11 protein-coding genes are annotated in these 18881 nt (G+C 72.4%); 8 read left to right on the forward strand and 3 right to left on the reverse strand.

Features of this window, described 5'->3' with window-relative positions; genetic code table 11:
- Positions 1-37: 37 nt before the first annotated feature.
- Complete coding sequence (locus OHB00_RS31100) at positions 38-1246, reverse strand: nucleotide sugar dehydrogenase (protein ID WP_406439588.1); 1209 nt, start codon at positions 1244-1246, stop codon at positions 38-40.
- A gap of 476 nt (positions 1247-1722) precedes the next feature.
- On the opposite strand from OHB00_RS31100, the gene OHB00_RS31105 reads away from it, so the two are divergent.
- Positions 1723-3429: a glycerol-3-phosphate dehydrogenase/oxidase gene (locus tag OHB00_RS31105; protein WP_406439590.1), complete on the forward strand. Its 1707-nt coding sequence runs from the start codon at positions 1723-1725 to the stop codon at positions 3427-3429.
- Between the two features lie 108 nt (positions 3430-3537).
- Here the strand turns inward: OHB00_RS31105 and OHB00_RS31110 are convergent, their stop codons facing one another.
- A complete protein-coding gene (locus OHB00_RS31110; RefSeq protein ID WP_406439592.1) occupies positions 3538-4581 on the reverse strand; it encodes a serine hydrolase domain-containing protein in 1044 nt (347 codons plus the stop codon).
- Between the two features lie 170 nt (positions 4582-4751).
- On the opposite strand from OHB00_RS31110, the gene OHB00_RS31115 reads away from it, so the two are divergent.
- From OHB00_RS31115 to OHB00_RS31125, 3 genes are all read left to right on the forward strand, one after another.
- Positions 4752-6836 (forward strand): serine/threonine-protein kinase, encoded by a 2085-nt coding sequence (locus OHB00_RS31115; protein WP_406439594.1) that lies wholly within the window; start codon positions 4752-4754, stop codon positions 6834-6836.
- 137 nt (positions 6837-6973) lie between these two features.
- A complete protein-coding gene (locus OHB00_RS31120) occupies positions 6974-9775 on the forward strand; it encodes a protein kinase (protein WP_406439596.1) in 2802 nt (933 codons plus the stop codon).
- Positions 9776-9988: 213 nt separating this feature from the next.
- Positions 9989-11737: a serine/threonine-protein kinase gene (locus tag OHB00_RS31125; protein ID WP_406439598.1), complete on the forward strand. Its 1749-nt coding sequence runs from the start codon at positions 9989-9991 to the stop codon at positions 11735-11737.
- A gap of 87 nt (positions 11738-11824) precedes the next feature.
- Here OHB00_RS31125 and OHB00_RS31130 read toward each other — a convergent pair whose 3' ends face one another.
- Positions 11825-12241, reverse strand: coding sequence for a hypothetical protein (locus OHB00_RS31130; protein ID WP_406439600.1), 417 nt, complete (start codon positions 12239-12241; stop codon positions 11825-11827).
- Between the two features lie 224 nt (positions 12242-12465).
- Between OHB00_RS31130 and OHB00_RS31135 the strand changes: the two genes are divergently transcribed.
- The 4 genes from OHB00_RS31135 (at position 12466) to OHB00_RS31150 (ending at position 18854) form a co-directional block, all read left to right on the forward strand.
- Entirely contained in the window at positions 12466-14103 is a 1638-nt protein-coding gene (locus OHB00_RS31135; protein ID WP_406439601.1) for a serine/threonine-protein kinase, read from the forward strand.
- A gap of 111 nt (positions 14104-14214) precedes the next feature.
- Complete coding sequence (locus OHB00_RS31140; RefSeq protein WP_406439603.1) at positions 14215-15210, forward strand: serine/threonine-protein kinase; 996 nt, start codon at positions 14215-14217, stop codon at positions 15208-15210.
- A 136-nt stretch (positions 15211-15346) separates the two neighbouring features.
- Entirely contained in the window at positions 15347-16972 is a 1626-nt protein-coding gene (locus tag OHB00_RS31145) for a succinic semialdehyde dehydrogenase (RefSeq protein WP_406439604.1), read from the forward strand.
- A gap of 103 nt (positions 16973-17075) precedes the next feature.
- Positions 17076-18854, forward strand: coding sequence for a GMC family oxidoreductase N-terminal domain-containing protein (locus OHB00_RS31150; RefSeq protein ID WP_406439606.1), 1779 nt, complete (start codon positions 17076-17078; stop codon positions 18852-18854).
- Positions 18855-18881 lie beyond the last annotated feature (27 nt).

Raw genomic sequence — 18881 nt, forward strand, 5'->3', positions numbered from 1 at the left:
GCCGTTGGGGTTTCCGCGGGCGCCGGGCCCGGCCCGCTCAGAGCCGGTGCGCGGCCCCCGTCGGGGTCGCCCCGCGCGTGTCCAGCAGCAACTGGGCCTTCACCGACAGGCCCTGCAGGTCGTACGTGCGGTGCTGCTGGACCAGGATCGTCAGATCGGCGTCGGCGGCCGCCTCGTAGAGGGAGTCCGCGCGCGGGACCGGACGGTCCAGGACGCTCCAGGACGCGAGGTGCGGGTCGTGGTAGCTGACCGAGGCGCCGAGCTCCATGAGACGGGTCGCGACCTCCTGGGCGGGGCTGTTCTGCTGGTCGGCGAGGTCCGCCTTGTAGGTGACCCCGAGCAGCAGCACGCGCGCGCCGCGCGCCGACTTGCCGTGCTCGTTGAGGAGGGCGGCGGCGCGCTGGACGACGTACCCCGGCATCCGGCTGTTGACCTGCTGGGCGAGTTCCACCATGCGCAGGCCGCGGCTCGTGCGGCCGGACAGGTCCTGGGCGACGCCGTGGCCGCCGACGCCGGGGCCGGGACGGAAGGCCTGGAAGCCGAACGGCTTGGTCTCCGCGCAGCGGATGACGTCCCACAGGTCGACGCCCAGGTCGTGGCAGAGGACGGCCATCTCGTTGACGAGGGCGATGTTGACGTGCCGGAAGTTGGTCTCCAGAAGCTGCACGGTCTCGGCCTCACGTGGGCCACGCGCGCGTACCACCTTGTCGGTGAGCCGGCCGTAGAACGTGGCGGCCGACTCCGTGCACGCGGGCGTGAGGCCGCCGATGACCTTCGGGGTGTTGGCCGGCGTGAAGTCGCGGTTGCCCGGATCCACCCGACTGGGCGAATAGGCGAGGTGGAAGTCGCGGCCGGCGCGCAGGCCCGAGCCCTTCTCCAGCAGGGGCTGCAGAAAGTCCTCCGTCGTCCCCGGATGGACCGGGGACTCCAGGATCACCGTCGTGTGCGGACGCAGCCGCTCGGCCAGGGTGCGCGCGGCGGCCTCCACCTGGCCCAGATCGAGCCCGCCGTCGGCGCCGCGCGGGGTCGGCGCGCAGATCACGGCGGTACGCACCCGCCCCAGCTGGACCGGGTCCTCGGCCACCCGGAAGCCCTTCGCGAGCATCCGGCGCAGCTCGGCGGGGCTCAGTGAGCCCGCCTCGGGGCCGGTGGCGTAGCCGATCGTGGACACGCCGGCGGCCACGGCGGCCTGGGCGAGGGGCAGGCCGTAGGGACCGAGTCCGATGACGGCGAGGTCTGCGGGCATGGCGTGGGCCGTCCTTCCCAGTAACCGAAGCGGGACAGGTGCGCAAGCCCTGTGGACAGGATGAGCGAGGCGCACTGTCAGACTAGGAGTAAATATGACCGTTATGCGGGATTGTGTTCATGTGTCTTCCGTGGGTTCGGTGACCGTTGTCCACGGGCTGGGGGTGAGTGGTGGCTGAAGTCGGGCAAGCCGGTCAGAATTTGGGCAGGGGCCACGCCCGCCGGGGCGCGGCCGACGCGACCGATGACCGACGAACGATCGGCGGCGGACGACGCGATCGATGACGCGATCGACGGCCGACGACGACCAGTGACCGACATCGACCCATGACTGACGGGTACCGGTGACCGACGGCGACTGATGGCCGAGGCTGCCCGATGACCCCCGGCGGTCGACGGCCGATGGCGGACGACGACCCACGGCGAGCGATGGCCGATGGCGAGCGATGACCGATGGCGGCAGAGCGGGAGGCAGCGGTGAGGACAGCGACACTGGGGCCGGAGCAGCGTGCGGAGTCCCTGGCGGCGATGGCCGAGCGCGAGTTGGACGTGCTGGTGGTCGGCGGCGGAGTGGTCGGCACGGGCACCGCGCTGGACGCGGTCACAAGGGGCCTGAACACCGGCATCGTCGAGGCCCGCGACTGGGCCTCCGGCACCTCCAGCAGGTCCAGCAAGCTGATCCACGGCGGCCTGCGCTATCTGGAGATGCTCGACTTCGCCCTGGTCCGCGAGGCACTCAAGGAGCGCGGCCTGCTTCTGGAGCGCCTCGCCCCGCACCTGGTCAAGCCGGTGCCCTTCCTCTATCCGCTCCAGCACCAGGGCTGGGAGCGCCTGTACGCCGGTTCGGGCGTCGCGCTCTACGACGCGATGTCGATGGCCCGCGGCCACGGCCGGGGCCTGCCCGCCCACCGTCACCTGAGCCGCCGTCACGCCCTGCGGGTCGCACCCGCGCTGCGCAAGGACGCGCTGGTCGGCGCCATCCAGTACTACGACGCCCAGATGGACGACGCCCGCTATGTGGCGACCCTGGTGCGCACGGCGGTGTCGTACGGCGCGAAGGCGGCCAACCACGCGCGGGTGACCGGGTTCCTGCGCGAGGGCGAGCGCGTCGTCGGGGCCCGGGTGCAGGACGTCGAGGGCGGCGGGGAGTACGAGATCCGCGCCCGGCAGGTCGTCAACGCGACCGGGGTGTGGACCGACGACACGCAGGCGCTGGTCGGCGAGCGCGGCCAGTTCCACGTCCGCGCGTCCAAGGGCATCCACCTGGTCGTCCCCAGGGACCGCATCCACTCCACGACCGGCCTGATCCTGCGCACCGAGAAGTCGGTCCTGTTCGTCATCCCGTGGGGCCGGCACTGGATCGTCGGCACCACCGACACCGGCTGGGACCTGGACAAGGCCCACCCGGCCGCCTCCAGCGCCGACATCGACTACCTGCTCAACCACGTGAACTCGGTGCTCGCGGTGCCGCTGTCGCGCGACGACGTCCAAGGCGTCTACGCAGGCCTGCGTCCACTGCTGGCCGGCGAGTCCGACGCCACCAGCAAGCTCTCGCGCGAGCACACGGTCGCGCATCCGGTGCCGGGACTCGTGGTCGTCGCGGGCGGCAAGTACACGACGTACCGGGTGATGGCCAAGGACGCCGTCGACGAGGCGGTGCACGGGCTCGACATGCGGGTCGCGGAGTGCGTCACCGAGGACATCCCGCTGCTCGGCGCGGAGGGCTACCGGGCGTTGTGGAACGCCCGGGCCCGGATCGCCGCCCGCACCGGCCTGCACGTGGTGCGTGTCGAGCACCTGCTGAACCGGTACGGCTCGATGGCGGAGGAGGTCCTCGACCTCATCGCCGCCGACCCCGGCCTGGCCGAGCCGCTCTCGGCCGCCGACGACTACCTGCGCGCCGAGGTCGTCTACGCCGCCTCCCACGAGGGCGCCCGCCACCTCGACGACGTCCTGACCCGCCGCACCCGCATCTCCTTCGAGACCTTCGACCGCGGCACCCGCAGCGCCCGCGAGGCCGCCGAGCTGATGGCCCCGGTCCTCCGCTGGGACAAGGACCAGATCGAGCGGGAGGTCGAGCACTACGAGAAGCGCGTGGAGGCGGAACGCGAATCCCAGCTCCAGCCCGACGACCAGACAGCCGACGCGGCAAGGCTGGGAGCCCCGGACATCGTCCCGCGGTGAGCCACGACGGCGGTTCCGGCGCTGCCGGGCCGCCCGCGCCGGCCGGCCTTCGGACATCACCCGATCGAGCGACCGGGCCTCGGGATCTCCCTGCGATCCCCGGCCGTTCTACCCATTGCGAGGGCAGAACTCGGCGGCGAGCAGTGCGGGTTCGAGGGCCGGGTCTGCGATCGCCGTCGTGTTCACACGGAACGTGAGGACATGCCGGCCGCCGATCGAGGCAGCGCTCCGCACATAGCTGCCCGCGATCCGGCCGTTGTGCCCCCACACCGTGGTCCCGCACGGCAGCTTCACAGGAAAGATCCCCAGGCCGTACGCGCCGTGTGCGGCACGGGTGTCGAGCATCTCGCGCAGCCGGCGCGGGGGCAGCAGCTCGCCGTCCAGCAGTGCCGCGTAGAAGCGGTCCAGGTCGTCGAGCGTGGTCACCAGCTCACCCGCCGCGCCGGCCACGCGCGGGTCGAGCTCGGTGACGTCGGAGCCGTCGGCCGTGTAGGCGCGACCGTGCGGGGAGGGCAGCGTGGTGCGGGCGCCCGGGAGGGACGTGCCCGTCAGACGGAGGGGAGTGATGATGCGGCGCCGGATCTCGGTGGCGTACGAGTGGCCGGTGACCTGACGGATGACCATGCCGAGCACGACGTAGTCGGTGCTGGAGTACGCGTAGTGACCCAGCCGGGGCGAAGGGAGGGCGAGCGAGATGCGTACGGCCTGAAGCGGGGTCAGGGGGACGGCCCCAAGGGTGACCGTGGTGAAGTCGGCGAGCCCGCCGGTGTGGCTGAGCAGGGCCCGCAGGGTGATCCGCCGCCCGTCGACGCCGCGTCCGCGCAGCAGACCCGGCAGATGCCGCTCCACGGTGTCGGAGAGGGAGAGCCGGTGTTCCGCGGCCAGTTGCAGGACGACGGTGGCGATGAAGGTCTTCGTGATGCTGCCGGCGCGGAAGTGGTCGTCACGGGCGATGCCCTGGCCGGCGGCCGAGAAGTGGACGTCGTCGCCGTCGCGGTCCAGCAGGGCGGCGGCGGGTGTCCTGCCTTTGGTGACGAACTGTGACAGGAGCGGGTCGGTGGCCTCCGCCGAGGACGCGGAACCGGCCATCAGCGGGGCGAAGAGCAGGGCAAGAGAGACCGGTATGGCCACCAGTGTCCGAAGCGACGGCATCCGGGATCCTCCCTTCTCACGGCCCATCATCCCCACCCGCGTGACGCCCTCGTCACCGGGGGTTCCGGTCGGCCGGCCCCGATGTGCGGTCAGGGGGCCCCAGGGCGTTGGGCACTTGTCGGGTGGGGGACAATGAAGGCTCTGTCAGGGCGGGTTGCATGAGGGGACGCATGTCGGAGGCGGAGCAGGCGGGCACTTCTCGTCAGGAGACTCGTCAGGACAACAGCGAGCGTCTTCTCGCCGGGCGGTACCGGCTGGGAGGAGTGCTCGGCCGCGGCGGCATGGGCACGGTGTGGCGGGCCGAGGACGAGACCCTCGGCCGGACGGTGGCCGTCAAGGAACTGCGGTTCCCGTCGAACATCGACGAGGAGGAGAAACGGCGCCTGATCACGCGCACCCTGCGTGAGGCCAAGGCGATCGCCCGGATCCGCAACAACAGCGCGGTGACGGTCTTCGACGTGGTCGACGAGGACGACCGGCCCTGGATCGTGATGGAGCTGGTCGAGGGCAAGTCGCTGGCCGAGGCCATCCGGGAGGACGGCCTGCTGGACCCGAAGCGGGCGGCCGAGGTCGGGCTGGCGATCCTGGACGTGCTGCGGTCGGCGCACCGCGAGGGCATCCTGCACCGGGACGTGAAGCCGTCCAACGTGCTGATCTCCGAGCACGACGGCCGGGTCGTGCTCACCGACTTCGGCATCGCCCAGGTCGAGGGCGACCCGTCCATCACCTCCACCGGCATGCTCGTCGGCGCCCCTTCCTACATCTCCCCGGAGCGGGCCCGCGGTCACAAGCCCGGCCCGGCGGCCGACCTGTGGTCGCTCGGCGGCCTGCTGTACGCGGCGGTCGAGGGCGCCCCGCCCTACGACAAGGGGTCGGCCATCGCCACGCTGACGGCGGTGATGACCGAGCAGCTGGAGGAGCCCAAGAACGCGGGGCCGCTGAAGGACGTCATCTACGGGCTGCTCACCAAGGACCCGGCCAAGCGGCTGGACGACGCGGGTGCCCGGGCGATGCTCAACGCGGTCATCAACGCGCCGGAGGAGGCGCCCGCGGACGCCACCCGCGTGGTGCCGCTGCCTCCGCAGCCGGAGGAGCCGCAGGCGGAGAAGGAGGCGGGGGCCAAGCGGGGCGAGGAGGCCGGGGAGAAGCTGCGCGGGGCGCTGCGGTCGGTGCGGAAGGCGGCGGGGGCGGCGAGTGCCGCGGCCGTGACCCGGACGAAGAGCACCGGCGTGAGTGCGAGCGCGAGCACGGGTGCGGGCGCCGCCGAGGCGGCCACGGCCGTGGCCCCGGTCGCTTCCGCTTCGGCCTCGGCGCCGGTCGGAGGCGCGCGTCCGGCCGGCACGGGCGGCGGGTCCGGTGCTGCCACCGCCTCGGCGGGGACCAAGCCCGCGGCCGGCAAGGCCAGTTCGGGGTGGCCCCTGATGCCGCCACCGGATCTGGACCTGGCGCCCCGGCCCGTGCCCAAGGCTCCGCTCACCGACGTGGTGCCCAAGCGCACCCTGGTGATCATCGCCGTGGTCGTGGTGCTCGCGGTGCTCGGTACCGTGCTCGCCCTCACGTTGAACGGCGACGACGCGGACAGCAAGGGGAGCGGCAAGAGCGGCGGTTCCAAGGCGGTGGCGACCTCGGGGGCGAGCGCGAGCACCGGTTCCGGTTCCGGTTCGAAGTCCGGTTCCGGGGCCTCCACCAAGGAGGACACGAGCGGCGGCACGCAGGCGGACGGGGACTCGTCGGTGGCCGGCTCCTCCGGCAGCGACGACTCGGACGCGTCCGACGACAACGCGTCCCCGGCGTCGAACTCCAGTGGCACTGACAGCGGCAGTGCGCCGGTGGTGTCGACGCACAAGGGCGCTCAGGGGTACTCGATCGGGTTGCCCAAGGGCTGGAAGTTCCAGACCAGCAGTTCCGCGGGGGACCGGTACACCGGGCCTGACGGGCAGAAGCTGCTGGTCGCATGGACGAGCACGCCGAAGGACGACCCGGTGGCGGACTGGGAGAACCAGGAGCGTTACATGGTGCGCCCCCAGTACCAGAAGATCCGCATAGCGCAGGTGAGCTACCGCGGCTGGAACACGGCCGACTGGGAGTTCACCTACGTGGAGAGCGGCACCGAGTACCGGACCATCGACCGGGGGTTCGTCGTCAGCTCCAAGCAGGGGTACGCGCTGATGTACACCGCGAAGGCCGCCGACTGGAGCAGTGAGCTGCGCAAGGACACCTGGAAGACGCTGACCGGGTCCTTCGAGCCGAAGTGACAAATTCGCATCCCCACAATGCGAATTGCCTCCGGCACGTATCGTGAGTGGTTGCGGACCGTACGCATCCAGGTATGCATACAGAACGGGCCGCGAAACGAACGGATTTGACCAACCGGACGGCCGGGGGAGGCAACGTGGACGACTACGCGGGTCGGGTGCTCGCCGACCGCTACCGCCTGCCGCTTCCCCCCTCCGACGAGTACGAACACACCGAGACGCGGGCCTTCGACACCTACAGCGGGCAGGAGGTGTTCGTCCGGCAGGTGCCGTTGCCGGAGGTCGTCGAGGCGGAGGTGCTGGACGCCGAGGGGCTGCCGGAGGGTTTCACGGCGCGTGACCGTGGTGCGCGTCGGCCGCCGACGGCGCGGACCGCGACGCGCCGGCCCAGCGACCCGGTGGTGCGGCGCGCCGTGGAGGCCGCGCAGGCCGCCGCCCGGATCCCCGACCACCCCCGGCTGGACCAGGTCTTCGACGTGTTCGCCGAGGGCGGTTCGCTGTGGATCGTCAGTGAGTCGGTCGCCGCGCGTTCGCTGGCGGCGGTCCTCGCCGAGCAGCCGCTGAGCCCGTACCGGGCGGCGGAGGTCGCCTCCGACGTACTGATGGCGCTGCGCGTGCTGCACGCCCACGGCTGGGTGCACCGCAACATCACCGCCCGCACGGTCCTCGTCTGCGACGACGGCCGGGTGATGCTGACCGGCCTCGCGGTCGGCGCGGCCGAGGAGGCGCTGTGCGGGTACGACCCGGTACCGGCGCAGGAGGGCGAGACCGGCGGGGGCGGCGAGACGGTCGTCGGCCGCGGGCGGGGCGCGGAGGCGGAAGGTTCCACCACACCCGGTGCCCTGCCGGGGAACGCGCCCGTTTCGCCCGGTTCGGGTGGTTCCGTCGGTCCGGGTGCCGTCGCTGTCGGAGGCATCGGGAGCGTCGGTGGTGTGTCCGGTGGTACAGCCGGCGCGCAGGGCGCGCCCGGCGCGCCGGAGATCGACCCCGAAGCCGCTCGGCGTGCCGCCATTCAGGCGCGGGCTGCCGGCGGGCTGCCGGGCGCCGGTCTGGAGGAAGGTTCCGGCGGCACCGGCTCGGGTGCCGTGGAGCGGCGGGCGTTGGAGACCGGCGCGGACGTCCGCGCCGCGCGGGCCGGGGCGATCGCCGCGTACCGGGCGGGAGCAAGGGCCGCCGCCCGGGTCCAGGAGGCCCAGCAGAGCGGGCGGGCCGCGCTGCCCGGCGCCCGGCCGCCGGCCGAGGACGACACCGAGGCGCCCGCATCACAGACGCCGTACGGCCCGGGACAGGCCAACGGGGCGGCCCAGCAGCCGTACGCCAACGGCGTGACGCAAGCGCCGTACGCGCATGGGCAGGCGCAGGCACCGGGCGGGGAGCAGCGGGCCGCCGGCGGTGCGCCGCCCGGCCGGACAGCCGACCCGTACGGAGTGCGCGGCGCGCCGTCGCCCTGGCACGGCGCCGCCCCCCGCCCCCGCACCGGCACGCCCCCCGCGGTGGTCCCCGGCCAGGAACGCACCGCGCTCCAGGCCGCAGGACCCGGCGCGGTCGCGCCCCCGGCCGGTACCGGCGCGACCGACCCGCTGACCGGCGCCGGATTTCAGGGCGGTCAGGGACAGCCGCACGCCGTCGTGCCCGCGCAGGGCGCCGGACCCGCCGCCCGCTGGGGCGAGCCCGCCGTCGTACCCGGGCGGCGCGGGCCCGCCACCGCGCTGGCCGCCGAGCGGGCGCGGCAGGTGCGGATGACCGTGGTGGGACCGGTGACCGAGCGCTGGGCGCCGGAGCAGGCCGTTCCCGTGCACGAGAACTGGCAGCTGGCGGCGCCCATCGGCCCGGCCACCGACCTGTGGGCGCTCGGGGCGCTGCTGTTCCGGTCGGTGCAGGGGCACGCGCCGTATCCGGAGGAGTCGACGGCCGAGCTGGTGCAGCTGGTGTGCTCGGAACCGCCCGCCTTCGCGGAGGAGTGCGGGTCGCTCAGGCCGGTCGTGGAGTCGCTGCTGCGTCAGGATCCCACCGAGCGGCTGGACTTCGAGGAGCTGCGCGGCTGGCTGCGCTCACTGGTGCGGTCGGCGCCCGAGCCGGACGCCGGTACGCATGTCGTGGCCGCCCCGCCCACCGACCCCCGGCGGCTGCCGATCGTCCGGCGCCGCGGTGAGCTGGTGCGCAGGCGCCGGGCCGGGCTGCCGGCGCCGCACGGCCGGCACAAGCGGGCCCGCCAGGAGGCCAGGTCCCCGCGTCGGCTGGGCCGTACGTTGCTTCTGCTGGTCCTGCTCCTGCTGGCCGCGGCGGTCGCGTACGCCATGCTGTTCCTGCCGAAGAAGGACAGCGCGGACGACGGTGGCGCGGCGACCGGCGACCGGACGGGCACGGCCGGCGAGGCGAGTTCCGCGCCGAGCCGGCGGCCGACGCCCACGCCGACACCGACCGCCACCTCGACTCCGTCCACCGAGACGCAGACCACCGCCGGTTCGACCGGCGGCTCCACCGTCCCCGACGGGTTCACCCTGCGCAACGACCCGAACGGCTTCCAGATCGCCGTGGCCAAGGGCTGGAGCCGTACCCCGAAGAACGGCAGCGGCCAGGTGATCTACTCGCACGGGAAGTTCGAGCTGATCGTCGTGGCCGGACGGGACAGCGCGGCGACCTACGGCAGCGACCCGATGACGTACCAGCGGGACAAAGAGCCGGAGCTGCAGCCGTACCGGGACTCCAGCTGGGCCACCGCCGGCGGGCTGCGGACCATCACCGTGGGTCAGCAGGTGTCGGCCGAGGGACAGTTCACCTGGACGGACAGCCAGGAGGGCGACCTGTTCGTGCGCAACATGGTCTTCCTGATCAACGGGAGGTACCACATCGTGCAGGTGCGCGGCCCGGAGTCCGCACGGGACGAGGTCACCACGCTGTACGAACAGGCGTCGGCGACGTACAAGTACACGGGCTGAGACACGCGAGCGGTCGGGCTGGGCGAGGCGGAGCGGAATTCAACGCGTCCTCGGGGTGGTTGGTTCCCGTTCAGTGCGGGGATTTCGTTCACATCCGGTCACGAAAGCGAGAACCGTCACAGAGCTGTCTCCGTGGGACCCCGCTTGTTCCCTGACCGGGGGGCGGTCCTTAGTCTGACCCTGACAAGAGCATTGCGGGGCAACGTGAATCAGATGCAGGGCCTGCTCATAGCGGGCCGCTACCGGCTGGCCGACGTCATCGGCAGCGGCGGCATGGGCCGGGTGTGGCGCGCCCATGACGAAGTGCTGCACCGTGCGGTCGCCATCAAGGAGTTGACGGCCGCGCTCTACGTCTCCGAGGGCGACCAGGCCATCCTGCTCGCCCGCACCCGGGCGGAGGCCCGGGCCGCGGCGCGCATCAACCACTCCGCCGTCGTCACCGTCCATGACGTACTCGAACACGACGGCCGCCCGTGGATCGTCATGGAGCTGGTCGAGGGGCACTCGCTGGCCGACGAGGTCAAGGAGCGCGGGCGGGTCGAGCCGCGGGAGGCCGCCCGGATCGGGCTGTGGGTGCTGCGCGCGCTGCGCGCCGCGCACAGCGCCGGGGTGCTGCACCGGGACGTCAAGCCGGGCAACGTGCTGCTGGGCCTGGACGGCCGGGTCCTGCTCACCGACTTCGGCATCGCGCAGATCGAGGGCGACACGACGATCACCCGAACCGGGGAAGTCGTCGGATCCGTCGACTACCTCGCGCCGGAGCGCGTGCGCGGGCACGATCCGGGGCCGTCCTCCGACCTGTGGGCGCTGGGCGCGACGCTGTACACGGCGGTGGAGGGGCGCTCGCCGTTCCGCCGCACCTCGCCGCTGACCACCATGCAGGCCGTCGTCGAGGACGAGGCCGGCGAGCCGCTGAACGCGGGCCCGCTGGAGCCGGTCATCACGGCCCTGCTGCGCAAGGAACCGGCACATCGGCCGAGCCCCGAAGAGGTCGAGCAGATGCTCGCGGAGGCCGCGGAGGGACGGCGGCCGAGCACGGCACAGGCGTACGTACCGACGCAGTCGCAGCGGGGCGGGGGGACGCGGCTTGACTCGGGCTCGTACGAGAGTTCCCACGACGGCTTGCCGAAGGGAGCGTACGGGAGCTCGTCCGGCGGTTCCCCCCGCAGCTCCTTCAGCGATCCCCACAGCGGTTCCTACGGCGGCTCTTACGGCGGCTCGTACGAAGGGCAGCGTTCCTCCGGCGGTTCCACGGGCGCGCCGACCGCCGTCGCCGGGGCGTCCGCGCCGGTCCAGCCGAGGCGGCGCCGGCTGCGCACGCTCGCGCTCGTCGTCGCCGTCGCCGCGCTGCTGGGCGGCGGTGCGGCCGTGGCGCTGCAGAAGTGGGACTCGGGGCAGCAGGACGACACCGGCAGCACGGCCTCGCCGGTCACGTCCAGCTCTTCCTCGCAGGGCGCGACCACGGCCCCGGACGGCACGATTCCCGCGGGCTGGACGCAGTACGACGACCCGGCGGGCTTCACGCTGTACCTTCCGGCGGGCTGGAAGCGCTCGGTGTCCATCAAGAAGACGGCAGGCCTGGAGCAGATCGACTACTCACCCGACGGGGGCACCCACCTCGTACGCGTCGCCGTCGACACTTCATCCGACTTCAGCAACGCATACGACCACTTGCGCAACCTGGAGGAGCAGCTCGCCCGGAAGCTGGTGGACTTCAAGACGGTGAGCCTGACGAAGGACACGTACCGAGATCTGCCGAGCTCCCGCTGGGAGTACACGTGGACCGCGCTGCCGAAGGACGCGAAGGTCCCGGGGCCGTACCGGGCCCTCGACGTCGGCTACTTCAACGGCGACGGGGTCGAGTACGCGATCTACACCGCCTCACCGGTCGGCGACTGGGCCGCCACCAGCAAGCAGTTCACCTCCGTCCTCCAGGGCTGGCGGGAGGGCGAAGCCAAGTGACGAGAGCATCGAGCGGTGCTCGGCATGTCGGCCGGATTCTCTGCCGACATGCTATTCACGTATTCGAGGAGATTGTCGTGCGGAGGCTCAGGCCCAGTCCGAGCAGGTGAGCCCGCCGACTATCTTGTCCCCTTCCCAGACCGCCACGTGCACGCCGACATAGCGAAGGAAATTGTCGGTGGTCGACGCGTGAGTGCTGATGGGGAGAGTCGATCCGTTTCCGTCGTATTCGTGATGCCAGGACCAGTCCCTGACGGAATCACTGCCGTCGGAGGAGATGAGTTGAATGGCCACGTGGTGGCCGTCGGCAGCGGTGTCCTTGACCCAGCCGCTGATGTCCACGTAATTGCTCGACCAGTTGGTGAAGGTGAGACTCCCCGTGGCGCCGGTCGTAGAGCATGATGCGCCGCCACTCGCCGCGCTGGCATCGGTGACCGTGGTCGCGGCGAATATCGCCACCGCCGCGACCCCCGTGACGGAAAGGCGCTTCAAAGTGTTTCCCATAAAGGAACGATAAGGCTTCTCATGTGTCACATGACAGCAGGCGTTCAGCCACCCGCTTTACCTTGCCTGGAGCGTATTGCCGGGTGTTTTGCCATGCTTTGAATCCGTTTCAAAGTCGGTTATGGCTGAAAATCATCGCCCCCTGATCGGTGGCCGGGGCGGCGGCACGCTTGGCCGGTCGCCGCCCCGAGAGGGGGCCCGCCCGGCGCGGCATGATGGGGCCCATGGCGACCGATGGGGATCAGAGGGACGGCCTCCGTGTCATTGCCGGGCGTTACCGGCTGGAGAAACGGCTCGGGCGGGGCGGAATGGGTGTCGTATGGCGCGCGACCGACCAGCTGCTGGGGCGGCAGGTCGCCGTCAAGGAGCTCACCGTCGACGACTCCCTGTCCGACGACGACGCCCGGCTGCGCCGCGAGCGCACCCTGCGTGAGGCGCAGGCCGTCGCCCAGCTGCACCACCCGCACATCATCGTCGTGCACGACGTGGTCGAGGACGACGGACGGCCGTACATCGTCATGGAGTTGATCGACGGCGGTTCGCTCGCCGACCGGATCGGGCGGCGCGGGCCGGTGGACGCCGGTGAGGCCGCGCGGATCGGGATCGCTCTGCTGAGCGCGCTGCGGACGGCACACGAGGCCGGGGTGCTGCACCGGGACATCAAACCGGCGAACGTGCTCGTCGAGGCCGGCAGCGGGCGGGTCGTCCTCACCGACTTCGGCATCGCCCAGGTCGCTGGCGCCACCACGCTCACCGAGACCGGTTCCTTCGTCGGCTCGCCCGAGTACACCGCGCCCGAGCGGATGTCAGGCGTCCGGACCGGCCCGGCGTCCGACCTGTGGTCGCTGGGGGCGCTGCTGTGCGCGACGCTCAGCGGTGAGTCGCCGTTCCGGCGCGACTCGCTCGGCGGGATCCTGCACGCCGTGGTCTCCGACGAGATCCGGCCACCGGTCCAGGCCGAGCCGCTGCTGCCGGTCGTACGGGGGCTGCTGGAGCGGGATCCCGAGCGGCGGCTGGGCGCTGCGGAGGCCGAACTGATGCTGCGCGGGTTCCTGGAGACGGGAGCCGTGACGGGCGGCGCCGGTACGGCGCAGGGAACGGGCGTCGCGTCGTACACGCCGACGCAGCGGGACGTCCCGTGGCCGCCGCCCCCGGAACCGGCCGCGCCGCCCCGGCCCTCCACCACCCGCGGGGTGCTGGTCGCCGCGCTGCTGGTCGCCGCGATGGCCGGGGCGGGCGTGTCGGCGGCCACGCTGCTGTTCCACGGGGGCGGGAGCGGTACCGCCCCGGGTCCCGGGGGCACGACGGCCGTCTCCGCGTCGAACCTGGAGACCCCCTCGGCCACCCCGTCCCGCTCGGCCACCACGTCGCCCCCCTCGGCCACCCCGCCGACCGCCACCGGCCACTCCCGCACCGCGCCCTCCGGCTACCGCCTCGCGCAGGACCAGGCCGGCTTCACGCTGGCCGTCCCGGAGGGCTTCACCCGCGACCCGCAGGGCGAGCGCGTCTTCTACGTGTCACCGGGGCAGACCTTCCGGCTCGGCATCAAGGTCTCCGAGCCGCAGCCGGGCGGACCGGGCGGGGTCATGCGGCGGGCGGCGGCCGAGGGGCCGAGCACCAACCCCGGGTACCACGACGGCCGGGTCACCGACACCACCCACGCCGGACACCCCGCCGCGTTCTGGGAGTTCACCTGGAAGGGCTTCAGCGCGGCGGAGGGGCCGCGGCACACCTACGACCTCTGCTGGGAGGAGAGCGGACAGCTGTACGACGTGTGGGTGTCGGCGCCGGTCGGGAAGGTGCGGGAGGCGCGGGAGTACTTCGACGTCGCGGTGGACACGTTCACGGCCAACAAGGCCTGACACCCCTCGACATGGGGCGGCCGGGCGCGTCCACAGGAAGCGGGCCGCGGTCGGCGGACCTCTGACCGCGCCGCTTCGACAAGGGCATGGTGCGCAAGGTACTCATGTGACATGAGCGAAGACGGCGAACAGCCGGTCGAGGGACGTCTGATCGGTGGACGCTATCGACTGGCCGAGCGCATCGGCTCCGGGCCGGCCGGCACGGTGTGGCGTGCCCGTGACGAGCACGACGGCCGGAACGACCGGGACCCGGCGGACGACCGGGCGTCGTCGGACGACCGGGCTCCGGCGGACGACCGGGTGTCGGTGGGTCGCCGTGACGATCGTGGCGCGCGGTACGTCGCCCTCAAGGAGCTGCGGCTGACCGGTGAGCCGACGGACGAGGAGCGGCAACGGGCCGCGCACCGGCTGCTGCACGAGGCCCGCGCCGCCGCCCGCGTCGACCATCCGGCCGCCGTCGCCATCCATGACGTCCTCCTGGACGGCGAACGCCCCTGGATCGTCATGGAGCTGGTGCCGGGGGAGTCCTTGCGGGCCGCCCTCGCCGCGCGCGGCCCGCTGCCGCCCGCCGAGGCCGCCCGTGTCGGGCTCGCCGTCCTCGGCGCGCTGCACGCCGCCCACTGCGTCGGCATCGTCCACCGTGACCTCAAGCCCTCCAACATCCTGCTCGAAACCGGCGGCGAGCGCGTCGTCGTCACCGACTTCGGCATCGGCGCGGCGCGACAGGAGCCGTGCAGCGGTGACTTCGTGGCACCGGAGTGCGGTGAGGGGCGCGGCGCCGGGCCCGCCTCCGACCTGTGGGCCCTGGGCGCCCTGCTCAGTACGTCCATGGCGGGCGCGGAGGGCCCCCTCGCGCCGCTGCTCGCACAGCTGGGCGCCCCCGAACCGGAGGCCCGGCCGGCGGCCGCCGACGTCGCCGAGGCGCTGGCCGAGGCCGCCGGCGTGAGCCTTCCGGAATGGGTGACCGCACCCCCGGCTCCCGCTCCCGCCCCGGCCGCCTCCGGCCCCGCCTTGGCCCCGGCATCCCCGGCGGCCCCCGAACCCCGCCGTCTCACCCCGCTCGCAGCCCTCGGACTGCTCCTCGCCAAGAAACCCGAACGCGGCTGACCGGCGCTGATCGTCCCCGTGCGCTCCCCTGATCAGCGCATTCTCTGCCAGTGAACACTGGCGGTGTGTGTGCGGTCCGTGAAACCGGGTTACCCACGGGTACCCAAAGGCCCCGCGCCCGAATACCCTGCGGCTCATGACGGACTCGCAGGCCCCGGCCCACGCACCGGCCCCCACCGGCACGAACCCGCTCGCCCCCGCCCCCGCTGGGGCCCGAACCGCGGCCGACGTGGTCACGCCCGAGCTGGTCGCCCAGCTCACCAAGGGTGTCGTCGGCTCCGGACGCACCGCCAACCACACGCCCTTCACCGGCGAGAAGCTGGCCGACCTGCCCGAGTCCACCCCCGAGGACGTGGCGAAGGCCTTCGACGCGGCCCGTGCCGCCCAGGCCGTGTGGGCGAAGGTGCCGGTACGGCAGCGCGCCGCGGTCCTGCTCCGCTTCCACGACCTGATCCTGGAGCGCCAGGCCGAGGTCCTCGACCTCATCCAGCTGGAGACCGGCAAGGCCCGCCTGCACGCCCACGAAGAGGTCCAGGCCGTCGCGGTCGCCTCCCGGCACTACGGCCGCAGGGCCCCCGCCTACCTCCGCCCCAAGCGGCACGCCGGCGCCATGCCCACCCTCACCCGGGTGACCGAACTGCGCCACCCACGGGGCGTGGTGGGTCAGATCGCCCCCTGGAACTACCCCCTCGAACTCTCCGTCGGCGACGCGCTTCCCGCCTTCGCCGCGGGCAACGCGGTCGTCATGAAGCCGGACACCGAGACCTGCCTGACCGCCCTGTGGGCCCGTGACCTCCTCGTCGAGGCGGGGCTGCCCGCCGGCGTCTTCCAGGTCGTCCTCGGCGAGGGCCCGGTCGTCGGCCCCGAGGTCGTCCGGCACGCCGACTACGTCTCCTTCACCGGCTCCACCCGCACCGGGCGCGAGGTCGCGCAGGGCGCGGCGGCCCGCCTGGTCGGCGTGTCCCTCGAACTCGGCGGCAAGAACGCCATGCTCGTCCTCGACGACGCCGACATCGAGAAGGCCGCCGCGGGTGCGGTCCGCGCCTGCTTCTCCTCGGCCGGCCAGCTGTGCATCTCCATCGAGCGGCTGTACGTCCACGAGTCGATCGCCGACGCCTTCGTCGAGCGCTTCGCCGCCCGCACCAAGGCCATGCGCCTGGGCAGGTCCCTCGCCTACGGCGCCGACATGGGGTCCCTGGTCGGCGAACGGCAGCTGGAGACCGTCAAGCGGCATGTCGAGGAGGCCGTCGAGAAGGGCGCGACCGTCGTCGCCGGCGGCACCGCCCGCCCCGACATCGGCCCCTACTTCTACGAGCCCACGATCCTCGACGGCGTCGAGGACGCGATGGCCGTCTGCACGGAGGAGACCTTCGGCCCGGTCGTCTCCATCTACCGCTTCAAGACGGAGGAGGAGGCCATCGAACACGCCAACGGCACCCCGTACGGCCTCAACTCCTCGGTCTGGACGAAGAACGGCAGCCGCGGCCGCGCCGTCGCCGCCCAGCTCCGCACCGGCACGGTCAACGTCAACGAGGGCTACGCCCCCGCCTACGGCAGCGTCCAGTCCCCGATGGGCGGCATGAAGGACTCGGGCCTGGGCCGCCGCCACGGCTCGGAGGGCATCCTCAAGTACACGGAGGCCCAGACGGTCGCCCAGCAGCGCCTGCTGCCGATGGCCCCCTCGCTGGGCATGGACGACGAGAAGTACGCCCAGTTCATGAGCACCAGCCTGAAGGTGATGAAGGCACTGAGGCTGCGCTGAGCGCCCCGTGAGGGGCGCGGGGCTATCTGATGTGCGGCTCCGCCGCGTGGGCGCGAGCAACGACCGAGCACCCGCAGTGCACACTCAAAGGGGAGATGGCACGTTGTCTCAGGACACCTATGACTACGACGTCCTGGTCGTCGGCTCCGGCTTCGGCGGCTCCGTGACCGCCCTGCGCCTCACCGAGAAGGGTTACCGCGTAGGTGTCCTGGAAGCCGGCCGCCGCTTCACCCGCGAAGCCCTCCCCAAGAACTCGTGGGACATCAAGAACTACCTCTGGGCCCCGCAACTCGGCTGCTACGGCATCCAGCGCATCCACCTCCTCGGCAACGTGATGGTGCTGGCCGGAGCGGGCGTCGGCGGCGGCTCGCTCAACTACGCCAACACCCTCTACGTCCCGCCGAAGCCGTTCTTCGACGACCCGCAGTGGCGTGACATCACGGACTGGGAAGAGGAGCTGAGGCCGTACTACGACCAGGCCCGGCGCATGCTCGGTGTACGGCTCAACCCGACGATGACCCCGTCCGACGTCCACCTGAAGGCGGCGGCGGAGAAGCTGGGCGTCGGCGACACCTTCCACCTCGCCCCGGTCGGCGTCTTCTTCGGCGACGGCAAGGACGCCGACGGCGAGTCGAAGGCGGCGCCCGGCGACCGGGTCGCCGACCCCTACTTCGGCGGCGCGGGCCCCGCCCGCAACGCCTGCACCGAGTGCGGCGAGTGCATGACCGGCTGCCGGCACGGCGCGAAGAACACCCTCAACGAGAACTACCTCCACCTCGCCGAGCAGGCGGGCGCGGTGGTCCACCCGATGACCACCGTCGTCTCCGTCACCGACGACTCGCAGGGCGGCTACGCGGTCGCCACCCTGCCCACCGACGACCGCCGCAAGGCCAAGGGACGGATCTTCAAGGCCCGCCGGGTCGTCATCGCCGCCGGCACCTACGGCACCCAGACCCTCCTGCACCGCATGAAAGCCGGCGGCCAGCTGCCGTATCTCTCCGACCGCCTGGGCGACCTCACCCGCACCAACTCCGAGGCACTGGTCGGCGCCCAGACCGACAACCGCCGTTACCGCAAGGCGCACGGCATCCCGAAGGCCGACTTCACCCGGGGCGTCGCGATCACGTCCTCCGTCCACCCGGACGAGAACACGCACATCGAGCCGGTCCGCTACGGCAAGGGGTCGAACGCGATGGGCGGACTGTCGATCCTCCAGGTGCCGTACGCGGAAGGCTCCTCCCGCGTCCTCGGCTGGCTGGCGAACGCGGCCCGCCACCCCCTCCTGGTGCTGCGCTCGCTCTCCAACCGGCGCTGGTCGGAGCGGACCATCATCGGCCTGGTGATGCAGTCGCTGGACAACTCCCTGACGACGTACCTGAAACCGGACGGCGTCGGCAAGGGCCTGCTCACCGCCCGGCAGGGCCACGGCGCCCCCAACCCCAAGCAGATAAGGGCCGCCTCGGAGGCGGCCACCGCGCTCGCCGCCGAGATCAACGGCTTCGCCGGCAGCAACGTCGGCGAGCTGATGGGCACCCCGCTCACCGCCCACTTCCTCGGCGGCTGCCCGATCGGCGCCTCCCGCGAGACCGGGGTCATCGACCCGTACCACCGGCTGTACGGCCACCCCGGCATCTCGGTCGTGGACGGCGCCGCAGTCTCCGCCAACCTGGGCGTGAACCCGTCCCTCACCATCACGGCGCAGGCCGAGCGCGCGATGTCGTACTGGCCCAACAAGGGCGAGGCGGACCCGCGTCCGCGGCAGGGCGAGCCCTACCAGCGCCTCCGGCCGGTCGAGCCGCACCGTCCGGCAGTCCCGGCCGAGGCCTTCGGCGCACTGCGGCTGCCGTTCCTCGGGATTCCGGCCGTGCCACCGAAGAAGTAGGCCGGGGAAACAGGCCGAAGGGGGCCG

The organism is Streptomyces sp. NBC_00631 (assembly GCF_045206895.1).
Classification (GTDB): Bacteria; Actinomycetota; Actinomycetes; order Streptomycetales; family Streptomycetaceae; genus Streptomyces.